We start from the raw sequence: 16,190 nt of genomic DNA, 5'->3' as shown, positions 1-16,190 counted from the left end.
TCACCTTGTTTATATTAAAAATTCAACATGGAGTGTAAAAATAGCTATTCCAGGAGGAAAGACAGATAACCGATAGAATCGCGGCACTAGGCTAATTGTCCTTATTAACTTGTTTAAGCCTAAGCCTCGCGCTGCTAGGTGTTATCTGAGATAATATCTGGCTATTTTATCGATATTCTTTTATTAGGTAACACAGTTATGACAACCCAATTTGCTTGTTCAGGTATAGAGCTTGAGCTTTTTCGTTATCCAAGCCAACAAGCATCAAACTTACAAGCATGGGATGCCGCTGATGAACACCTAATCAAATATTTAATCGACGCCGAAATAACAGCAACCACTACCGCCATTCTTAATGATAACTTTGGGGCGCTAACGTGTGCCTTAGCAACCCAAAACCCAAACAGTTCATTGCTTGTCGAAACGGATGCAAAAACCAGTTTACTGGGCTGTCAGCAAAATTTATTACACAACAAACTGGCACCTAGCGACATACATTGGTTAAATAGCCGCGATACATTGCCGCAAAATATTCAGTTAGTGCTGATGAAGTTGCCGAAAAATCTACACTACTTTGGCCAGCAACTTGCCCGTTTATCCACAGTGCTACCTGCAGGAACCAAAGTCCTGATTGGGGCTAAAGCTAAGTCAATTAATCCAGCATTGCTGGCCAGTATTGAAAAAAACCTTGGCCCAGCCTCAGCCAGTTTAGCGTGGAAAAACACACGGGTTATCAGCTGTATTAGCGATGGCAAACAACGCCCATTAGCAAAAGCGGTGAGTTGGAATGTCGATGAGCTCAAACTCACTATGAGTAATCTTGCTAATGTATTTGCTGCCAATAAACTCGATATCGGCGCAAGGATTATGCTCGACAACATGCCCAAAGGTGAATTCAACCACATTATAGACTTAGGCTGCGGTAACGGCATTTTAGGATTACACGCAAAGCAATGTTATCCCGATGCGCATATTCACTTTGTGGATGATTCTGATATGGCTATAGCCTCGGCCAAGCATAATTGGCAAGCTAACGCTTTAGAGACTCACACCACAAACGCTCAGGCCCAAAACCCAGATGGTCAAAACCCAGCGGCGCCTCAAGCCTTTTTCCATTGGGACGATTGCCTGAGCAACTTGCCCGCAGGTGTTGAGCCAGACTTAGTGATATGCAATCCACCGTTTCATCAAGGTGAAGCCATCACCGACCATATCGCTTGGCAAATGTTTGTTGACGCCCATAAGCGTTTAAAGAAAGGTGGCTTATTACATATCGTCGGCAATCGGCACTTGGCCTATCACGTTAAAATAAACCGCATTTTTAAAAACTGCACCACGGTTGCATCCAATGGTAAGTTTGTAATTTTACAAGCCACGAAATAACCCCATTAACGACTGACAGTGAGCCCTTCAGTCGCTTGACCAAGAGTGGATAAAGCGCCAACCCGGTCTACGAATGACTTTTGCAGACCTTAGAGCGAATGTCCACTAAAGCATTTCCAACTTAACCTAATACGCAAATTAACCAATACAAAGTCGTCTTTAAAAAAATGTAAGCGTTATTTTTACGTTAAAAAGGAAGTTATAACCGTGAAAAGTATTTTTTTATTTGGTGAGTGTATGGTCGAATTACAACGTGTAACGGCCACCAGCTTACAGCAATCTTTTGCTGGTGATGTGTATAACACTGGGGTTTACCTTAAGCGCACCTTTAGCGATATTAGCACGCACCTAGTCACAGCCATTGGCCAAGACAGTTTTAGCCAGGCCATGTTGCAACGCTTTGAAGATGAAAAAATTAATACCGATATGGTCTTTAAAAGCACTGACAAAATTGCCGGCCTGTATGCAATACAAACTGACAGTAATGGCGAGCGCAGCTTTACTTATTGGCGCAGCGACTCAGCAGCACGGCAAATGATGCAATTTATTGACGAAGCAGCCATCAGTAAAATCTCTCAGGCGGATATGGTGTTTTTTTCAGGCATTTCTTTAGCGGTTATTAAAGAAGAAGATCGCGAAGCATTTTGGTTACTGATTAAACAATGTAAGCAAGCGGGTGTCAGTATTGTGTTTGACCCTAACTACCGCGCAAGAATGTGGCACAGTCCAGACCAAGCAAAGGCACAGTTTGATATTGCGTTTAGTGTGGCCGATGTCGTACTGCCAAGTGTTGATGACTTTAATCAACTTTACGGTATTCATTCTGTTGAAGACATCATTGCGTTCTGCCAGCCTTACGCCATTAACGAACTGGTGGTTAAAAGCGGTAAAAACAGCATTCACTATGTGATTAATGACCAGCAACAGCATTTTTCGATTACACCAGTAAAAAACGTTATCGACACCACATCAGCGGGCGACTCGTTCAACGGGGTGTATTTAGGCGCGCGCTTAACTGGCGTTGATATCAGCGCCGCCATTAAATTAGCCTCCCAAGCAGCGGGATTTGTGATTCAGCATAAAGGCGCCATTGCACCTAAAATTGAGTTTCATCAATTTATTGAACGTCAAAAATTAATCATGCAATAACAGCTAAAGAGTCATCTTTTGTCGCTTATTGAGTCATTCGTGTTTTAGCTTCAAACCAAGTAATATTATTGAGTCATTTGGACAATTTACCCTATAAAAGCAATAAGAAGACATTGAAAATGGACTATTTAGCCATCAATAAACACGCATGGAACCAGCGAACTCAAATCCACCTCGACTCAACATTTTACGACTTAGACGCATTTATCCAAGGTAAGTCATCATTAAACCCCATTGAACTTGAACAGGTCGGCGATGTACACCACAAAAGCCTGTTGCATCTACAATGTCACTTTGGCCAAGACAGCTTATCGTGGGCAAGACTTGGCGCCAATGTCACTGGCGTAGACTTATCCTGCGAGTCGATAGTAAAGGCTAAGCAACTAGCGGCCCAATTGCAATTATCGGCAAGATTCATTAACCAGGACATCTATCAATTTGGTGAAAACAATATCAAGCAATACGATATCGTGTTCACCTCATACGGAGTGTTATCTTGGTTACCAGACTTAACCCGCTGGGCGCAAACCATTGCTGGCGCATTACGTCCAGGCGGTGAATTTCATTTGGTTGAGTTCCACCCTTTTAATGATGTGTTGTGTGGTTATGGATACTTTCCCCAGACACAACCGGATATCGAAGATGAAGTCACCTACACCGAAAACCACAACGACCAAATTGAAACGGTAGTCACTTGGCCGCATCCGATAAGCGAAGTCATTAGCGCACTCATTAATGCGGGACTCAGTATCGAAGCGTTTAACGAGCATCCTTACAGTCCCTACAACTGCGTCGAAGGTTTGGAGTTTGTGGCAGGTAAAGGTTACCAGCTAAAACATCAAGGCCACCTCATGCCACTTATTTACTCTATCAAGGCAATAAAAGTAGTATAAAAGTAAACGCGTCGCCGCTTTAGGTTAGCTTAAAGTGGTATTCGTTCTTGGGGGGGGCTGTTGATGGGTTGCGGGCGGTGCAAATAATATTCGTAACCGCTGCCCTAGAGATAATTGCGCTTGGGTGACATCACGCCACATCTCGCGCCATTCACTAAATGTCACCACTATCGGGTTAAAACTGTTTACCGGTTTAGTAATACCGTATACCACGGTTTCAATCTCAGGCTCGAACGTACCAAAAATTTTGTCCCATATAATCAGCACCCCGGCATAATTTTTGTCGATATATTGCGGGTTACGCCCATGATGAACACGATGATGGGACGGCGTATTAAAAATCAACTCTAGCGGCCCTAACGACTTAATCGCTTGGGTGTGAACAAAAAACTGCAATCCAAGATTAAGTAACACCGCAAACACCACCCAATTAGGATCAAAGCCAATCACCACTAACGGTAACCAAAACAGCCACATTCCCGCCAGTGGATACATTAAGCTTTGTCTAAATGCAGTAGTGAAATTCATATTTTCAGAGCTGTGATGCACCACATGTGCCGCCCACATCCAACGAATACGATGGCTAGCGCGATGAAACCAGTAATAACAAAAGTCTTGAGCAATAAGCAATAAACCAAAAGTGAATAATGTCATTTCGATATCAAATAAGCGCCAGCCAAAAAAGTGTAAATAGATCTTCGCAATCAATAAGCCCGCGATAATATCCGCCACTTGATGCATGCCTGCCAATACAAAATTACACAACACTTCGCCGGGGCGATATTGAGCATTACTCGGCAATCGCTGGGCGCGAACACCAAACCACCACTCCAATAAAATGCAGCCGAAAAAAATCGGCGCTAACACCAGTAATAACCACTCTGGGTGAGCTATCAGTAAATCCATGTCCATATGTTATCCATTTCTATTTATTATTATTTTAACAACGTTTGTAATAACGCTTCGCTACTTCGCATTCCTAATCAAATCGCTCTTCCGGCACAACCCATTTTAGTAAACCGCTTTTAATAATCCGTTTTTAATAGGCCATAGACCATAGACTAAAAAATCACTTATCTAGTCGACACCGTTAGTCGTCATCACCATTTGGCAAAATGATCTTCTGTTAAGCCTAGCTGGTTTTTTAAGCGATATTGTTTGCCATTATTATCGCCAATCATCCCGCTAAAATAACCAATGTATTGTCTAAAATTGTTTTTTAACCAGATTAAATTCAGCTTTTCGCTACGTTGATTTAACGGCCTAAAATACAAATCAACTTGACCATCATTGGTGGTGATATGCCACAAATCTTGTTGTGAGTGTCGATTAAAATCAAACTGCGCGCAGCCCAACAAGTGACGCTCGCCATTTACCCACATGACATTTTCGGTCTGACCGGTTTCGTTAACCCCAGCCGCCAAATTCAACCCAATAACACCGTCTTCAGTTTGGGCATTGATTGAAGCCCAACGCCAACTGGTTTCACGGCGCATAAATCCGGCCGAAAAATCATAACCCGCCAGCGCATATTGTAAAGGCTGCGGTTCATGATGAATGGTTAATTGCCCCGTTACGGCTAAGCCATTATGCTTTTGAGTATAGGTCCAGCCGTTATAACCTGTTGGAGTACACAAGCTGATGGGTAAACTCAATGGCGCAGGTTGAATACGTAAATTGGCTTGTATGTCTGCAAGATTAATCTCGACTTGCCATTGTCCGTCGACAATATCAATAACAATACCTTTTTGTTTACGGCCAATCTCGGCGCGCCCACGTTTTGGAGAATCACTTAACTGGCACCCAAGCCCTAGCGGGGTTAACCATTGCGTTTGAGTAAGCTTGTTGGTGTTAATGTCATAAAGGTAACAAAAACCATTGGCGACATAGCGAATATCGGCAATCGCAACAGCAATAATATAATGAGGGGTAATAATGTTAACAAACTGGAACTGCTTAAAATCGAAATGCTTAGCCAATGTCGATGCGGGTTTGTCCATTACCGTCGAATAAACAAATTGATTAACATTGAGTGAATCAACAATCCCATCAAATAAGCCAAATACTGGCTGGCCATTAGTTTTGATCAATTTATCTGGAGCCAATTGTGGTTGTTTATGTTGCATTACATTACCTACATCACATTGTTTATCTGACTTAAGTTGCATAACACTAACCTGAATTGATCAGTCATTAATGTCAACAACCGAGTAACATTGATGCCGTGTCTCTCAGTAAAAAGGGGGGGCAAACGGAATATTGATTATTAGTTACACCGGTATGAATAGTGACGCACATAACTTGAGTTATCTTTAATAACAACATAACCCTAGCGATACTGGAAACCCAGACAAATTCTGGTATGATTTATCTACCTATTGCTCGTTATTGTTGTCTCATGAAGTTACTAATCACTATTTTACTGTCTACATTATTGTTAACAGCTTGCGCCAGTCATGAACCGACTCATGTTGGTCTTAATCCCACTCTGGGTCGGATCCAGTTACAAACTGAAGCGGATTTCCCTGTGATGGTAGACACCATCGACACTCGCGAAGCAAGCTTTGTGGTGCGTTTTAATGAAGAAGGCAAAGCGCCTAGACTGGTGAGCGCCAGTGAGCCGATCCGTCAACAACTGGAAAAGCTGTTCCGTGATGGGATAAAAAAAGCGGGTTATGTCATAGATCCTGCCGCACGCAATTCAGTGCAGTTTCAGCTAAATTATTTGTTGGCTGATGTCACTGATACCACGTTCAGTTTTGAATCAAAAACACGCTTAGTGATCAACGTATTGGCTAAAAATTCACAGCAAGAATTCACTAAATCGTATAATGCTAACGGTTATTTAAAAGGCCCGTTAAGCCCTGATTTTGCAACGCTTGAATTAGATATCACCAAACTAGTTGATAAACTTACCACTGAAATACTTAACGATGAAGAATTACACCAGTTTATTCAACGTTAACCCAACTCGCGCCATCACGTATTGGCATCAAAGATGTCAATAAAAGGACTGAAGATTATGTTGAAATGGCTAGCCACATGTCTATTGCTATTAACCAGTTTACACACCCATGCCGCGGTTGATATTCAAAAAAACACCTTATATCCGCAAGTTGAGTTTGACACCTCAATGGGAAAAATTGTGGTTGAGTTAGATCGCACCCGTGCACCGCTTACCGTGGATAACTTTTTAACCTATGTGGTTACAGGCGAATATGATAATACGATTTTTCATCGTGTCATTGCCGAATTTGTGGTTCAAGGCGGTGGGTTAACCACTAAACTAGAAGAACGCCCTTCACACGATCCCGTAGTGAATGAATCTGGCAATGGTTTATCAAATTCTCTTGGTTCAATTGCAATGGCTCGAGATAACAACCCCCATTCAGCAACACGGCAGTTTTACTTCAATCTGGCTGACAATACCAAATTAGACCCGTCTAAACGTCGCTGGGGCTATACTGTTTTTGGTGAAGTGACTCAAGGAATGGAGGTATTAGAAGCTATTTCATTGGTACCGACTGAAAATAACACTACGCTAAACTGGCCCGATTTTCCGGTAAATACTGTTATGCTAAAAAAGGCCACCTTACTGCCTCGCTAATCTCCTGCTATTCGTCTATACCTATCGACGGTAATGCGCGCATACCATCGTTATTCGCGCATTACCGTCGAGCACCTTTAACCAATACCAGCATCATTATCATTAATAAGGCTATCTTTAGCTCATATGATGATGCAATTACTTCTTACCCTGTATATTTTTACTAGCTTATAAATCAACTAATAGCACTATAGAATGACAAAATGACACTTTTTTTAAGGTTTTCACCTTCAACAACGTTATTAACGTCTATACTCTATTTTATTCACTCACTCAGTTAGCTGCGCAATTATTCGCAACCGCATTCCAAATACTCAAGGACGCACTTATGATGACGGCTAATGATTTTATTGAAACCAAAGCCCCACAGCTTGCCTATTACGGCAAAGCTTTTTTAGACAATCAGTTAGATTACAAAGAAATACAACTGTATATGTGGGATGTGTTGGAAGAATGGCAATTTATATCAAACCATTCTAATCAATTAACCGAGCAACCTAGCGATACCGAAAAAGTATTTTGGCACTTATTGTATTGTTTTGATCATTGGTCTGGTTGGACTATTAAAGGCAATCAGTATTTACGCCAGCAGGTTAATGAATGTTGCGACTACATCAATATTGGCGGTAATGTGCCACAAAGCTGTATTGGTATCAGACCTTAAGGTTAATTAATCCAAACTGATTGAATAAACTCTTCGAATGGCTTGAACCTAAGCCCCTTGCAACATAAGCTAGAGCCATTCTCCTTCATCCAGTTGTCTTATGTCGGTTTTTTTGTCTCGTACCCGTGAAGCATTATCGGTTTATTACCATAAACGAGTATTGATATTACTCTTGATGGGCTTTTCTGCCGGCTTACCTTTAATGCTGGTTTTTTCGACCCTCAGTTTCTGGTTACGTGAAGCGGGTATCGATCGAGCCGCGATTGGTTACTTTAGCTGGATAGCGCTGACTTATGCTTTTAAATGGGCATGGTCTCCATTAGTCGACCGTATGTCGCTCCCCTTATTCACCCGCTTTTTAGGCCGACGACGTGGCTGGATGCTATTTGCACAACTGTGTTTAGTGGGTGCCATTCTCGGCATGTCGGTTAGCGATCCTGTGGTTAATCTTGACCGTCTGGCGTTATGTGCACTGCTGTTAGCCTTCGCCTCTGCCACTCAAGACATCGTAATCGACGCTTTTCGGATTGAATCCGCTCCAGAAAAAATGCAAGCAGCGCTAGCCGCTGCATACCAAGTGGGCTATCGCAGCGCGATGATCATTGCTACTGCTGGCGCGTTAACCATCGCGGCTTGGGTATCACCAGGTAATGATGCTTATAACCTACAAGCTTGGCAAACGGCATACTTTGCTATGGCCATGTTAATGGGCATTGGCATTATTACCACCCTATGCAGTAAAGAACCTCAAGTTGATACTAAATACGCTGACGATAAAGAACGCCAATTAAGGGCGGAGTTTGCGGCCAAGTATCCTGCAAAAGTCGCCGGAGCATTAGCTTGGCTATACAGTGCCAGCGTATTGCCTTTTATTGACTTTTTTAAACGTCATGGCAAAAGCGCCATTCTGATTCTGTTGTTAATTTCATGCTATCGCATCTCAGATATTGTCATGGGCATTATGGCCAATGTGTTTTATGTCGATATCGGTTTTAGTAAAGAAGAAATCGCTTTTATCAGTAAAGTCTATGGTTTAATCATGACCTTAGTCGGTGCCGCTTTTGGTGGGGTATTAATCATGCGCTATGGCACCATGAAAATTCTGTTCTTGGGCGCCTTGCTAGTCGCGGTCACCAACCTGCTGTTTGCTTGGCAAGCGTATATTGGCTATAACGTACCATTTTTAACCTTGGCGATTTCGGTGGATAATTTTAGTGCCGGTATTGCGACGGCGGCGTTTATTGCCTATTTATCGAGTTTAACCAGCACGGGTTATAGCGCTACCCAATATGCATTATTGTCATCCATTATGTTGTTGTTTCCTAAGTTTATCGCTGGATTTTCGGGTTTGTATGTTGATGCGTTTGGTTATATCAATTTCTTTGTTGCAGCGAGTTTGATTGGTTTTCCGGTGTTGTTGTTAGTGGTGTTGGTTGATCGATCGCAAAAACAAGTGATTGCAGCGAAGCTAGCATCATCGGATGGTTCGATTGATGTGTGAACGGATGTGGGTAAACCACAACTGTAGCAACTGTATGACCAGTTTGTTGTCATTCTTTTATACCTCCAAACTTCGTTTGGATTAAGGTCGCAAGGTTCCACCCTGCACGGATTTTTTATGGCCTGCGGCCACTAACGTCGTGGTGTTTCACCCACACCAAGGCCTTAAGTAAGCAGTAAGAATTTTCTTAAATCACGTTCTTGCCTCATGACATGCAAAATAAAAACATTGCCATTTTCTATTTTATAAAATACACGACAAGGATTAACTACAATTTCTCGATAATTTAGATTGCTTAGCTCTATCGGTACCTTTCCAGATTCAGGAAAAGTGTCAAGACGTTCCACTTTTTCAAACATGTTTGTGACCCATGTCTTAGCAGACAACATATTACTTAAAGAAATATATTCTGCTATATCATTTAGGTCATCAAGCGCAGGGTTTGTCCAAATTATTTCAGCCATTTATTCATTTTCTCTTTAGCTTCAATATTTGAGCTAGTTTCCCCTCGGCTTATTGCAGACTCTCCTTTCGCAATAGCTTCAAGAATTTGCATTCGCTTTTGCATAAATTCAAAATCATCAACATCTACAAGGTATGCTGAAGGTTGACCGTGTTCAGTAATTAATACGGGTTCTTTAGTAGAGTGAAGTTCGGATAAAATTTTCGTAGCGTGACGCTTCAATGTTGTAACGAGTTCAACTCTCATAACATATCTCGACCTAAAAATGTATCACTATAGTAGCACTTTGATTGCGAGTTGGGAAATACCGCTACGCCCAAATAACAGGCTAAAAATTGTTTGCTAAAGTGTGTAGCGAAGCGGAACCGAGCAAACTGTTTTTAGTCCTGCTTGATTTTCTTGTTGAACGAAGCCGCTCTGCGGCAGAAAAAGATAAAATCACACTCAAATTGATCTCATCAATAATACTTTCTAGAAGCGACCTAATTGAAGTTGCTCACCTAGGAGTATCACCATGAACACATCCGAACAACAACGCTTTGATTTTCTTTATGAACAACATCTTACCAATTTAACACTGCAAGGTAAGCGGCCTGCAACCATCGATGCCTATAGCCGTGCCGTTAGGCGTATTAGTGCTTATTTTGACTGCTGTCCTGATAACCTTTCAACCAATGATTTAAAACGCTACTTTGCTGATTTAATTGCCTCTCACTCCTGGAGTACCGTTAAACTTGACCGTAATGGATTACAGTTTTTCTATCGGTATGTCCTTAACCAATCCTGGCAGTGGCTTAACATCGTCAAGCCACCACAGGTCAAACGCTTACCCGATATTTTCACTCCTGCTGAAGTGTCTATTGTGATTAGCCTCACCCATCAACTACTTTATCAAGTGTGCTTTTTAACCCTTTACAACATGGGCCTTCATTTGGGTGAAGCAGTTTCATTACAGGTTGGCGATATTGATTCTGCGTTGATGCAGGTGCATATTCGTGACGCCAAAGGCGGCAAGGATAGGCTAATACCCTTACCACAGCGCACATTGTTAGCGCTGCGATATTACTGGCAAACTCATCGTCATCCTCAGCTTTTATTTCCTGGTAAAGACGGTAAACCAGGCTCAATGATGGACCGTGGTGGCATTCAAAAGGCGATGAAAAAAGTGATTAGCGACTGCAACATTCACAAATCCATTAGCCCACATAATTTACGCCACAGCTATGCCACTCATCTGCTAGAGCAAGGGTTAGATTTACGCTTAGTACAGCATTTACTCGGTCACAACAGCCTCAACACCACCGCCCGTTACACCCGTCTCACGACGATTACGAGAAAAAATACAGCCTTGTCGGTTAACCAGCTCACCAATAGTTTGGTGTTAAAGTGGGAGTGTGACATATGAAGTTTATCGATATTTTACGCAAATGTTGCCTGTCGATTACTTTATGGTGACATTTACTTTGCCATATGAACTGCGTGTTGTTGCTAAATATCACCCAGAAGCGCTCTATCCAGCCATGTTCTCCGTCGCTGCCAGTGTGCTCAAAGACTTTGGCCTTAACTCACCTAAGCTTGCCGGTGATATTGGTTTTACCGGCGTACTTCATACTCACAACAGGCGACGTGCCCCATCTATTAACAAGAGCCATCCGCATATTCACTTCATCATCCCCGCAGGCAGTTTCAACAAAACTCAAAAGCACTGGAAAAAGAATAAGGGAAAGTACCTGTTCAACTCCTTTAACCTTGCCAACGTCTGGCGTGCGCGCTTGCTGGAGTATTTGGCAAAACGTAACCTCACACTGCCAACCTCACTGCCCAAAAAGTGGGTGGTAGACTGCCAGCATGTGGGCAAAGGCTTGCCTGCGTTGCAGTATCTATCACGCTATCTTTATCGTGGTGTTCTGCCCGACAAAAGCATCGTCAGTCATGTCGAGGGTCAAGTGGGTTTCGAGTTTGAAGACAGCCAAAACAAATCGAAGAAAGTCCGTACTCTACCCGCCACAGAATTTCTCTGGTTAATACTGCAACACGTATTGCCGAAGGGATTAAGACGAGTGAGAGACTCTTGTAACAAACAGTGGACTGCTCAGAGGCAATGCCAAAAAGCTCAGGCAACAAATACAGCTTATGCTAGCAGTTGCAGGGGCAATGTTTCCAATCATTCCCGAGATAAAGCGCAGATTAGCGACGCGCAGTTGCCCCTGCTGTCAGCAACCAATGCGTTTTATGGGCATAGTGAAACGACCGACAAACTTACGGCTCATAACCTAACGCTGGAAAATAAGAAGGATAATGGCTTAATGAATACGATGAAGAGAGATAATTTAAGATACTGAAAATATAGCGTTAAAACAATTAGCAGAGAGGCTAAGGTAGCTTGCTGACTACAGAAAATTAGCACGATAACTATCACATCAAACAGCGCGTTTTCTCGAGCTGTTATTTACATAATAAAGAGTCACTCTCAGGTGTTCGGGCTTGTTCAACACTTGGGATAAGGACGCGGCTTCGCGCGGCCTATCCTTATTAGTTAGGCATTTATTGCTCTGTTGTTACACACTTAAACTCTAACTCTGTAGAGCCAAGTTTTGCTAATTTAGCAGGTGAAACGGTTACTTTAATAGTTTCAACTTTAAGCCCTTTCTCGTGACAAAAAGTATTAGCCTCTTTATAAACTTCAGCTTTATTACTAAGTGAAACACCTAAACCAGGAGAGCCATCTTTTTTACCGATCATATAAGTACCATGACCCATAGGAATTACACCTGTACTTTGACAAGCACTAACACCAAAAATAATTAATGCGACAAATAAAATACGATTTAACACTTAACTCTCCTGAATGCCTAACGTTTTAGTATTTATGCGTTGCGCTGTTTGCAAGGCATAAATCGCTTGTTGGACTTGGCCGATGCCTAGTCAAAATTAATTGGCATGCTTCATGCTATAGGAATTTGCTTTTTTTGATGCTGGCTATGGGATACAGAGCAGTTTTGGACTGTTGATATTGAGTAGCAGGTAAGTTTTTCATTGAAATTCCTTTTCATTTTATTTTTCTATCTTACATCTTTAAGCCTAACGGTTTCAATGAGGATTATGAACTCAATTGAAGCCTCATTTGGCTCCGCGCAGCGGCTTAGTTCAACGCCGCATTAAGCGGACTAAAATTGTTGGTTATAATGTGGAGCGAAGCGGAACCTAACCAACTGTTTTAGTTCCGTTTAAATGCCTTGTATGGATAATAAACCCACCTAATTACACATAATTCCCAGTTTCGGGTAATGTGAGACCCAGGCTTTAGCTGCAACTAAAGCTTTCATTTGTCGTAGTTCGATTGAATGACGGATCCTCTATTGAGAGACCGATAACAAGAAAGAACGCGACAAACGACTCCAAGCAAAATACTCGAATAGTCTACTGGGTCTCGAACCCGCATTTGCAAGCAAGAGTTAGCTTATTATGAAAACAAAAACTAATCAAAACATTAACGTCGGTGTCGATACTGGCAAGTACCAACTCGACATTTATATTCGACCACTCGATATCTATTTTACCGTGTCTAACGATGATAAAGGCATCAAAGAAGCCGTGAGACTCATAAAAAAACACAACCCTGAACGTATTGTTATAGAAGCGACTGGGAGGCTTGAAATGCCCTTTATCATCGCTTGTGCTAATGCCAATTTACCCTTCGTTATCGCTAATCCTGTACACATAAAACGCTTTGCTGGTGCAATTGGCCAACGAGCTAAAACCGATAAGCTAGGTGCACAACTTATCGCTCATTACAGTGAGGCCATCAAACCTCGTCTATCAACGCTAAAACCCGATATCATGCAGGCTATGAGCGATTTGGTCGGAAGACGAAATCAACTACTGGTCATGCAAACTATGGAGAAGAATAGACTTCAAATTCTTCCGAAAGAACTTGCGATGACCATCAAACCTATCCTGACGGTGTTTAAAAATCAGATTGCAAAAATTGAAACTAAAATCGTCAATCTCATCGAGTCAAACCCTGACTATCAAGCTAAAAACCTCATCCTGCAAAGCATGAAAGGGATAGGTAAAATTGCCGCAGCGTCAATCATCAGCAATCTACCGGAATTAGGCTATATCAATAACAAAGAAGCCAGTTCGTTAGTCGGTGTAGCACCAATGAATAAAGAAAGTGGACGCTTCAAAGGCCACCGAAAAATCCAAGGAGGACGACATCAAGTTAGAACCGTTTTATACATGGCCATGATGTCAGCGATACAGTCTAACCCCGTTTTTAAAGGGACTTATCAGCGATTAGTGGCTGCAGGAAAACCAAAGAAAGTGGCTATTATTGCCTGCATCAGGAAGATGGTTGTGATCTTAAATTCGATGCTAAGAGATGGTGTTTTATGGGAAGCGCCAAAAGCATAAAATTAACTATTGACGCCATAGTCTCTTGTTATAAATCGTTTTTCATAAATAATCTTGGCTATTAATGCTATTTGGTAGATAAATAGCTCCTTCTTTTTTTTCATTTATCGCTTTATGACGTACAGCGAATACAAAAGAAAATATTGCAGAACGAGTTAACTGTAATAAACGCTTTAAATGTTCGATGAAATCTTCTTCTTTAATAAATACAATATTTCCCATGAAGTCGTAAGACTTATAAATATCACTAGGTTTTTCAGATTTATGGACAACGACAAATTCATGTTCTAAATCGTTTCGCCATTGTTTGAGGAATGACCATTCTCCATCTTTTTTTTCATTTAAATCTGTTGCAATACTATACAAAGCGAGGAGGCCAGGATTCTTACAATTATTAAATTTTTCTCGGCGATTATCACGATCAAGTTGCCAAAAACTTTGAAAATAAACCATTCCATTAGGAGGATATAAATCAAATAACTGACAAATTGCAATACCGATTTTATCTAATATACCAAAGCATGAACGGAAAGAAGTTCTTAATTTTTCTACATCTAAACCAAGCAACTCATCATTAAATAACTCAGAGAAACACGAATCATGAAGCACTTCATTATCTTGGCCAATTGATACGTATTCAAAATATAAATGTCGAGAAAATGAAAACTCTGACTTTAATCGGTTTAATACCATTTCCATTGGAATAACAAAATCGCCAACCACACCCTCAGTAGTTGGAATAGTTAAATTATCTCTAGAACTACCCACACATGAACAGTACAGACCATGCTCTGATAAACTTAGATTGTGACTTAAGCAGAATTTTCTATAATCGCTTAGCTGTTGATATTCAGACTCAGTTTTTTCTTTGTCATGAACATCTGATTCAATACCAGCTTCTACACACGCTTCATCGATCTTATTTTGATGAAACCTTACTTGCTCTCTATAATGTTCAACCCATTGAGGTGGTATTTCTTCCGAAAAAATAACTTTCTCATAACCCTCTTTAATTTGTTCAAGCATTTGAATCGAGTAAGTATGTGAAACTTGATTTAACATCATTAAGGTTTCAGACCTATTGATCCAAGATTGGGGTATATCTATTTCAAATGAATTTACAAGATCATAACATGCCATAGCTTCAGATATGCGAAACTGCTGTTTTAGTGAGTTACCTAAATTAACAATATAAGTTGGCGAGGTTGTGTTAAACCCATCGGTTGATGATTTTATTGCTTTCCAAAGATCTTTCTTTATTTCTACGAGTTGCTCTATTGTTGAAAAGGTGTGGTTAAATGGGTTTTTCTCTTTAACCAAGTTAGATTTCGCATTACTTAAATTGTAGTAGTATGCATCTTCACTAATTTGCTCAATTATTTCAGTTTTATATTTTTTTAAAATATCCAAACCTTTTTGAGTCGAAGCTACGTTATATAGCATATGCCCGACATCAATAAATATACTCGCAACATTTGATACGACCAAAAAAAATGTGGAGTCTTTTTCATTAACTTGGCTTACTTCTCTATACAGAATTTCAACACCAGATAACGCTTCATCAAATTTTCCAGCACCAACCAATCCTGACAGTCTATTGAGCTCAATGGCTACGATCTCTACTTCCATTTTATGAGCACTCCACTTGAGATTTATAACGTTTTAGTATTTATGCGTTGCGCTGTTTGCAAGGCATAAATCGCTTGTTGGACTTGGCCGATGCCTAGTCAAAATTAATTGGCATGCTTCATGCTATAGGAATTTGCTTTTTTTGATGCTGGCTATGGGATACAGAGCAGTTTTGGACTGTTGATATTGAGTAGCAGGTAAGTTTTTCATTGAAATTCCTTTTCATTTTATTTTTCTATCTTACATCTTTAAACCTAACGGTTTCAATGAGGATTATGAACTCAATTGAAGCCTCATTTGGCTCCGCGCAGCGGCTTAGTTCAACGCCCCATTAAGCGGACTAAAATTGTGGGTTAAAATGTGCAGCGAAGCGAAACCTAACCCACTGTTTTAGTTCCGTTTAAATGCCTTGTTGAACGAAGCCGCTCTGCGGCAGAAAAGATAAAAACACATCTTTAGCCCCATCATAAATACTTACTAGACCC

15 protein-coding genes and 1 pseudogene are annotated in these 16,190 nt (G+C 41.1%); 10 read left to right on the top strand and 6 right to left on the bottom strand.

The window, feature by feature from the left end:
* Nucleotides 1-198 precede the first annotated feature (198 nt).
* The 3 genes from AAEZ02_RS12400 to AAEZ02_RS12390 all read left to right on the top strand — a co-directional run bounded on the left by AAEZ02_RS12400 (nucleotide 199) and on the right by AAEZ02_RS12390 (nucleotide 3,425).
* A complete protein-coding gene (locus AAEZ02_RS12400; protein ID WP_124012342.1) occupies nucleotides 199-1,383 on the top strand; it encodes a methyltransferase in 1,185 nt (394 codons plus the stop codon).
* 207 nt (nucleotides 1,384-1,590) lie between these two features.
* Nucleotides 1,591-2,532, top strand: a complete 942-nt coding sequence (locus AAEZ02_RS12395; protein WP_351123287.1) for a sugar kinase — start codon at nucleotides 1,591-1,593, stop codon at nucleotides 2,530-2,532.
* A gap of 119 nt (nucleotides 2,533-2,651) precedes the next feature.
* Nucleotides 2,652-3,425: a class I SAM-dependent methyltransferase gene (locus tag AAEZ02_RS12390; RefSeq protein ID WP_124012344.1), complete on the top strand. Its 774-nt coding sequence runs from the start codon at nucleotides 2,652-2,654 to the stop codon at nucleotides 3,423-3,425.
* Nucleotides 3,426-3,449: 24 nt separating this feature from the next.
* Here AAEZ02_RS12390 and AAEZ02_RS12385 read toward each other — a convergent pair whose 3' ends face one another.
* Both AAEZ02_RS12385 and AAEZ02_RS12380 read right to left on the bottom strand, forming a co-directional pair.
* Entirely contained in the window at nucleotides 3,450-4,337 is an 888-nt protein-coding gene (locus tag AAEZ02_RS12385) for a sterol desaturase family protein (protein WP_124012345.1), read from the bottom strand.
* Between the two features lie 188 nt (nucleotides 4,338-4,525).
* Nucleotides 4,526-5,593, bottom strand: a complete 1,068-nt coding sequence (locus AAEZ02_RS12380; RefSeq protein ID WP_351123284.1) for a DUF2804 domain-containing protein — start codon at nucleotides 5,591-5,593, stop codon at nucleotides 4,526-4,528.
* A gap of 230 nt (nucleotides 5,594-5,823) precedes the next feature.
* Between AAEZ02_RS12380 and AAEZ02_RS12375 the strand changes: the two genes are divergently transcribed.
* The 4 genes from AAEZ02_RS12375 (at nucleotide 5,824) to AAEZ02_RS12360 (ending at nucleotide 9,197) form a co-directional block, all read left to right on the top strand.
* Nucleotides 5,824-6,390 carry a YajG family lipoprotein gene (locus AAEZ02_RS12375; RefSeq protein ID WP_351123281.1) on the top strand — a complete coding sequence of 189 codons (567 nt, stop codon included), beginning with the start codon at nucleotides 5,824-5,826 and terminating at the stop codon, nucleotides 6,388-6,390.
* A 57-nt stretch (nucleotides 6,391-6,447) separates the two neighbouring features.
* Nucleotides 6,448-7,032: a peptidylprolyl isomerase gene (locus tag AAEZ02_RS12370; RefSeq protein WP_124012348.1), complete on the top strand. Its 585-nt coding sequence runs from the start codon at nucleotides 6,448-6,450 to the stop codon at nucleotides 7,030-7,032.
* A 331-nt stretch (nucleotides 7,033-7,363) separates the two neighbouring features.
* The gene (locus AAEZ02_RS12365; RefSeq protein WP_124012675.1) at nucleotides 7,364-7,696 is read left to right on the top strand and encodes a hypothetical protein; all 333 of its coding nucleotides are present in this window, start codon (nucleotides 7,364-7,366) and stop codon (nucleotides 7,694-7,696) included.
* A gap of 100 nt (nucleotides 7,697-7,796) precedes the next feature.
* Nucleotides 7,797-9,197 carry an AmpG family muropeptide MFS transporter gene (locus AAEZ02_RS12360; RefSeq protein ID WP_351123278.1) on the top strand — a complete coding sequence of 467 codons (1,401 nt, stop codon included), beginning with the start codon at nucleotides 7,797-7,799 and terminating at the stop codon, nucleotides 9,195-9,197.
* Between the two features lie 164 nt (nucleotides 9,198-9,361).
* Here the strand turns inward: AAEZ02_RS12360 and AAEZ02_RS12355 are convergent, their stop codons facing one another.
* Nucleotides 9,362-9,661, bottom strand: coding sequence for a type II toxin-antitoxin system RelE/ParE family toxin (locus tag AAEZ02_RS12355; protein ID WP_351123275.1), 300 nt, complete (start codon nucleotides 9,659-9,661; stop codon nucleotides 9,362-9,364).
* On the bottom strand, nucleotides 9,649-9,906 hold the full coding sequence (locus AAEZ02_RS12350; protein ID WP_351123272.1) for a type II toxin-antitoxin system Phd/YefM family antitoxin: 258 nt from the start codon (nucleotides 9,904-9,906) through the stop codon (nucleotides 9,649-9,651). Before AAEZ02_RS12350 ends, AAEZ02_RS12355 begins: the two co-directional genes overlap by 13 nt.
* 268 nt (nucleotides 9,907-10,174) lie before the next feature.
* Between AAEZ02_RS12350 and AAEZ02_RS12345 the strand changes: the two genes are divergently transcribed.
* A complete protein-coding gene (locus tag AAEZ02_RS12345; RefSeq protein ID WP_351123269.1) occupies nucleotides 10,175-11,065 on the top strand; it encodes a tyrosine-type recombinase/integrase in 891 nt (296 codons plus the stop codon).
* A gap of 19 nt (nucleotides 11,066-11,084) precedes the next feature.
* A pseudogene (locus tag AAEZ02_RS12340) lies at nucleotides 11,085-11,937 on the top strand (IS91 family transposase); the annotation flags it as partial.
* Nucleotides 11,938-12,204: 267 nt separating this feature from the next.
* Here the strand turns inward: AAEZ02_RS12340 and AAEZ02_RS12335 are convergent.
* Nucleotides 12,205-12,495, bottom strand: coding sequence for a hypothetical protein (locus tag AAEZ02_RS12335; RefSeq protein ID WP_351123266.1), 291 nt, complete (start codon nucleotides 12,493-12,495; stop codon nucleotides 12,205-12,207).
* Between the two features lie 630 nt (nucleotides 12,496-13,125).
* Between AAEZ02_RS12335 and AAEZ02_RS12330 the strand changes: the two genes are divergently transcribed.
* Nucleotides 13,126-14,076 (top strand): IS110 family RNA-guided transposase, encoded by a 951-nt coding sequence (locus AAEZ02_RS12330; RefSeq protein WP_351123263.1) that lies wholly within the window; start codon nucleotides 13,126-13,128, stop codon nucleotides 14,074-14,076.
* A 42-nt stretch (nucleotides 14,077-14,118) separates the two neighbouring features.
* Here AAEZ02_RS12330 and AAEZ02_RS12325 read toward each other — a convergent pair whose 3' ends face one another.
* Nucleotides 14,119-15,705 carry an LA2681 family HEPN domain-containing protein gene (locus tag AAEZ02_RS12325; RefSeq protein ID WP_351123260.1) on the bottom strand — a complete coding sequence of 529 codons (1,587 nt, stop codon included), beginning with the start codon at nucleotides 15,703-15,705 and terminating at the stop codon, nucleotides 14,119-14,121.
* Nucleotides 15,706-16,190: the final 485 nt, after the last annotated feature.

Source organism: Shewanella sp. T24-MNA-CIBAN-0130, assembly GCF_040310185.1.
In the GTDB taxonomy this organism is placed as follows: Bacteria; Pseudomonadota; Gammaproteobacteria; order Enterobacterales; family Shewanellaceae; genus Shewanella; species Shewanella psychromarinicola.
Note: the sequence above shows the minus strand (reverse complement) of the source record. Positions and strands in the feature narration are given on the sequence as shown.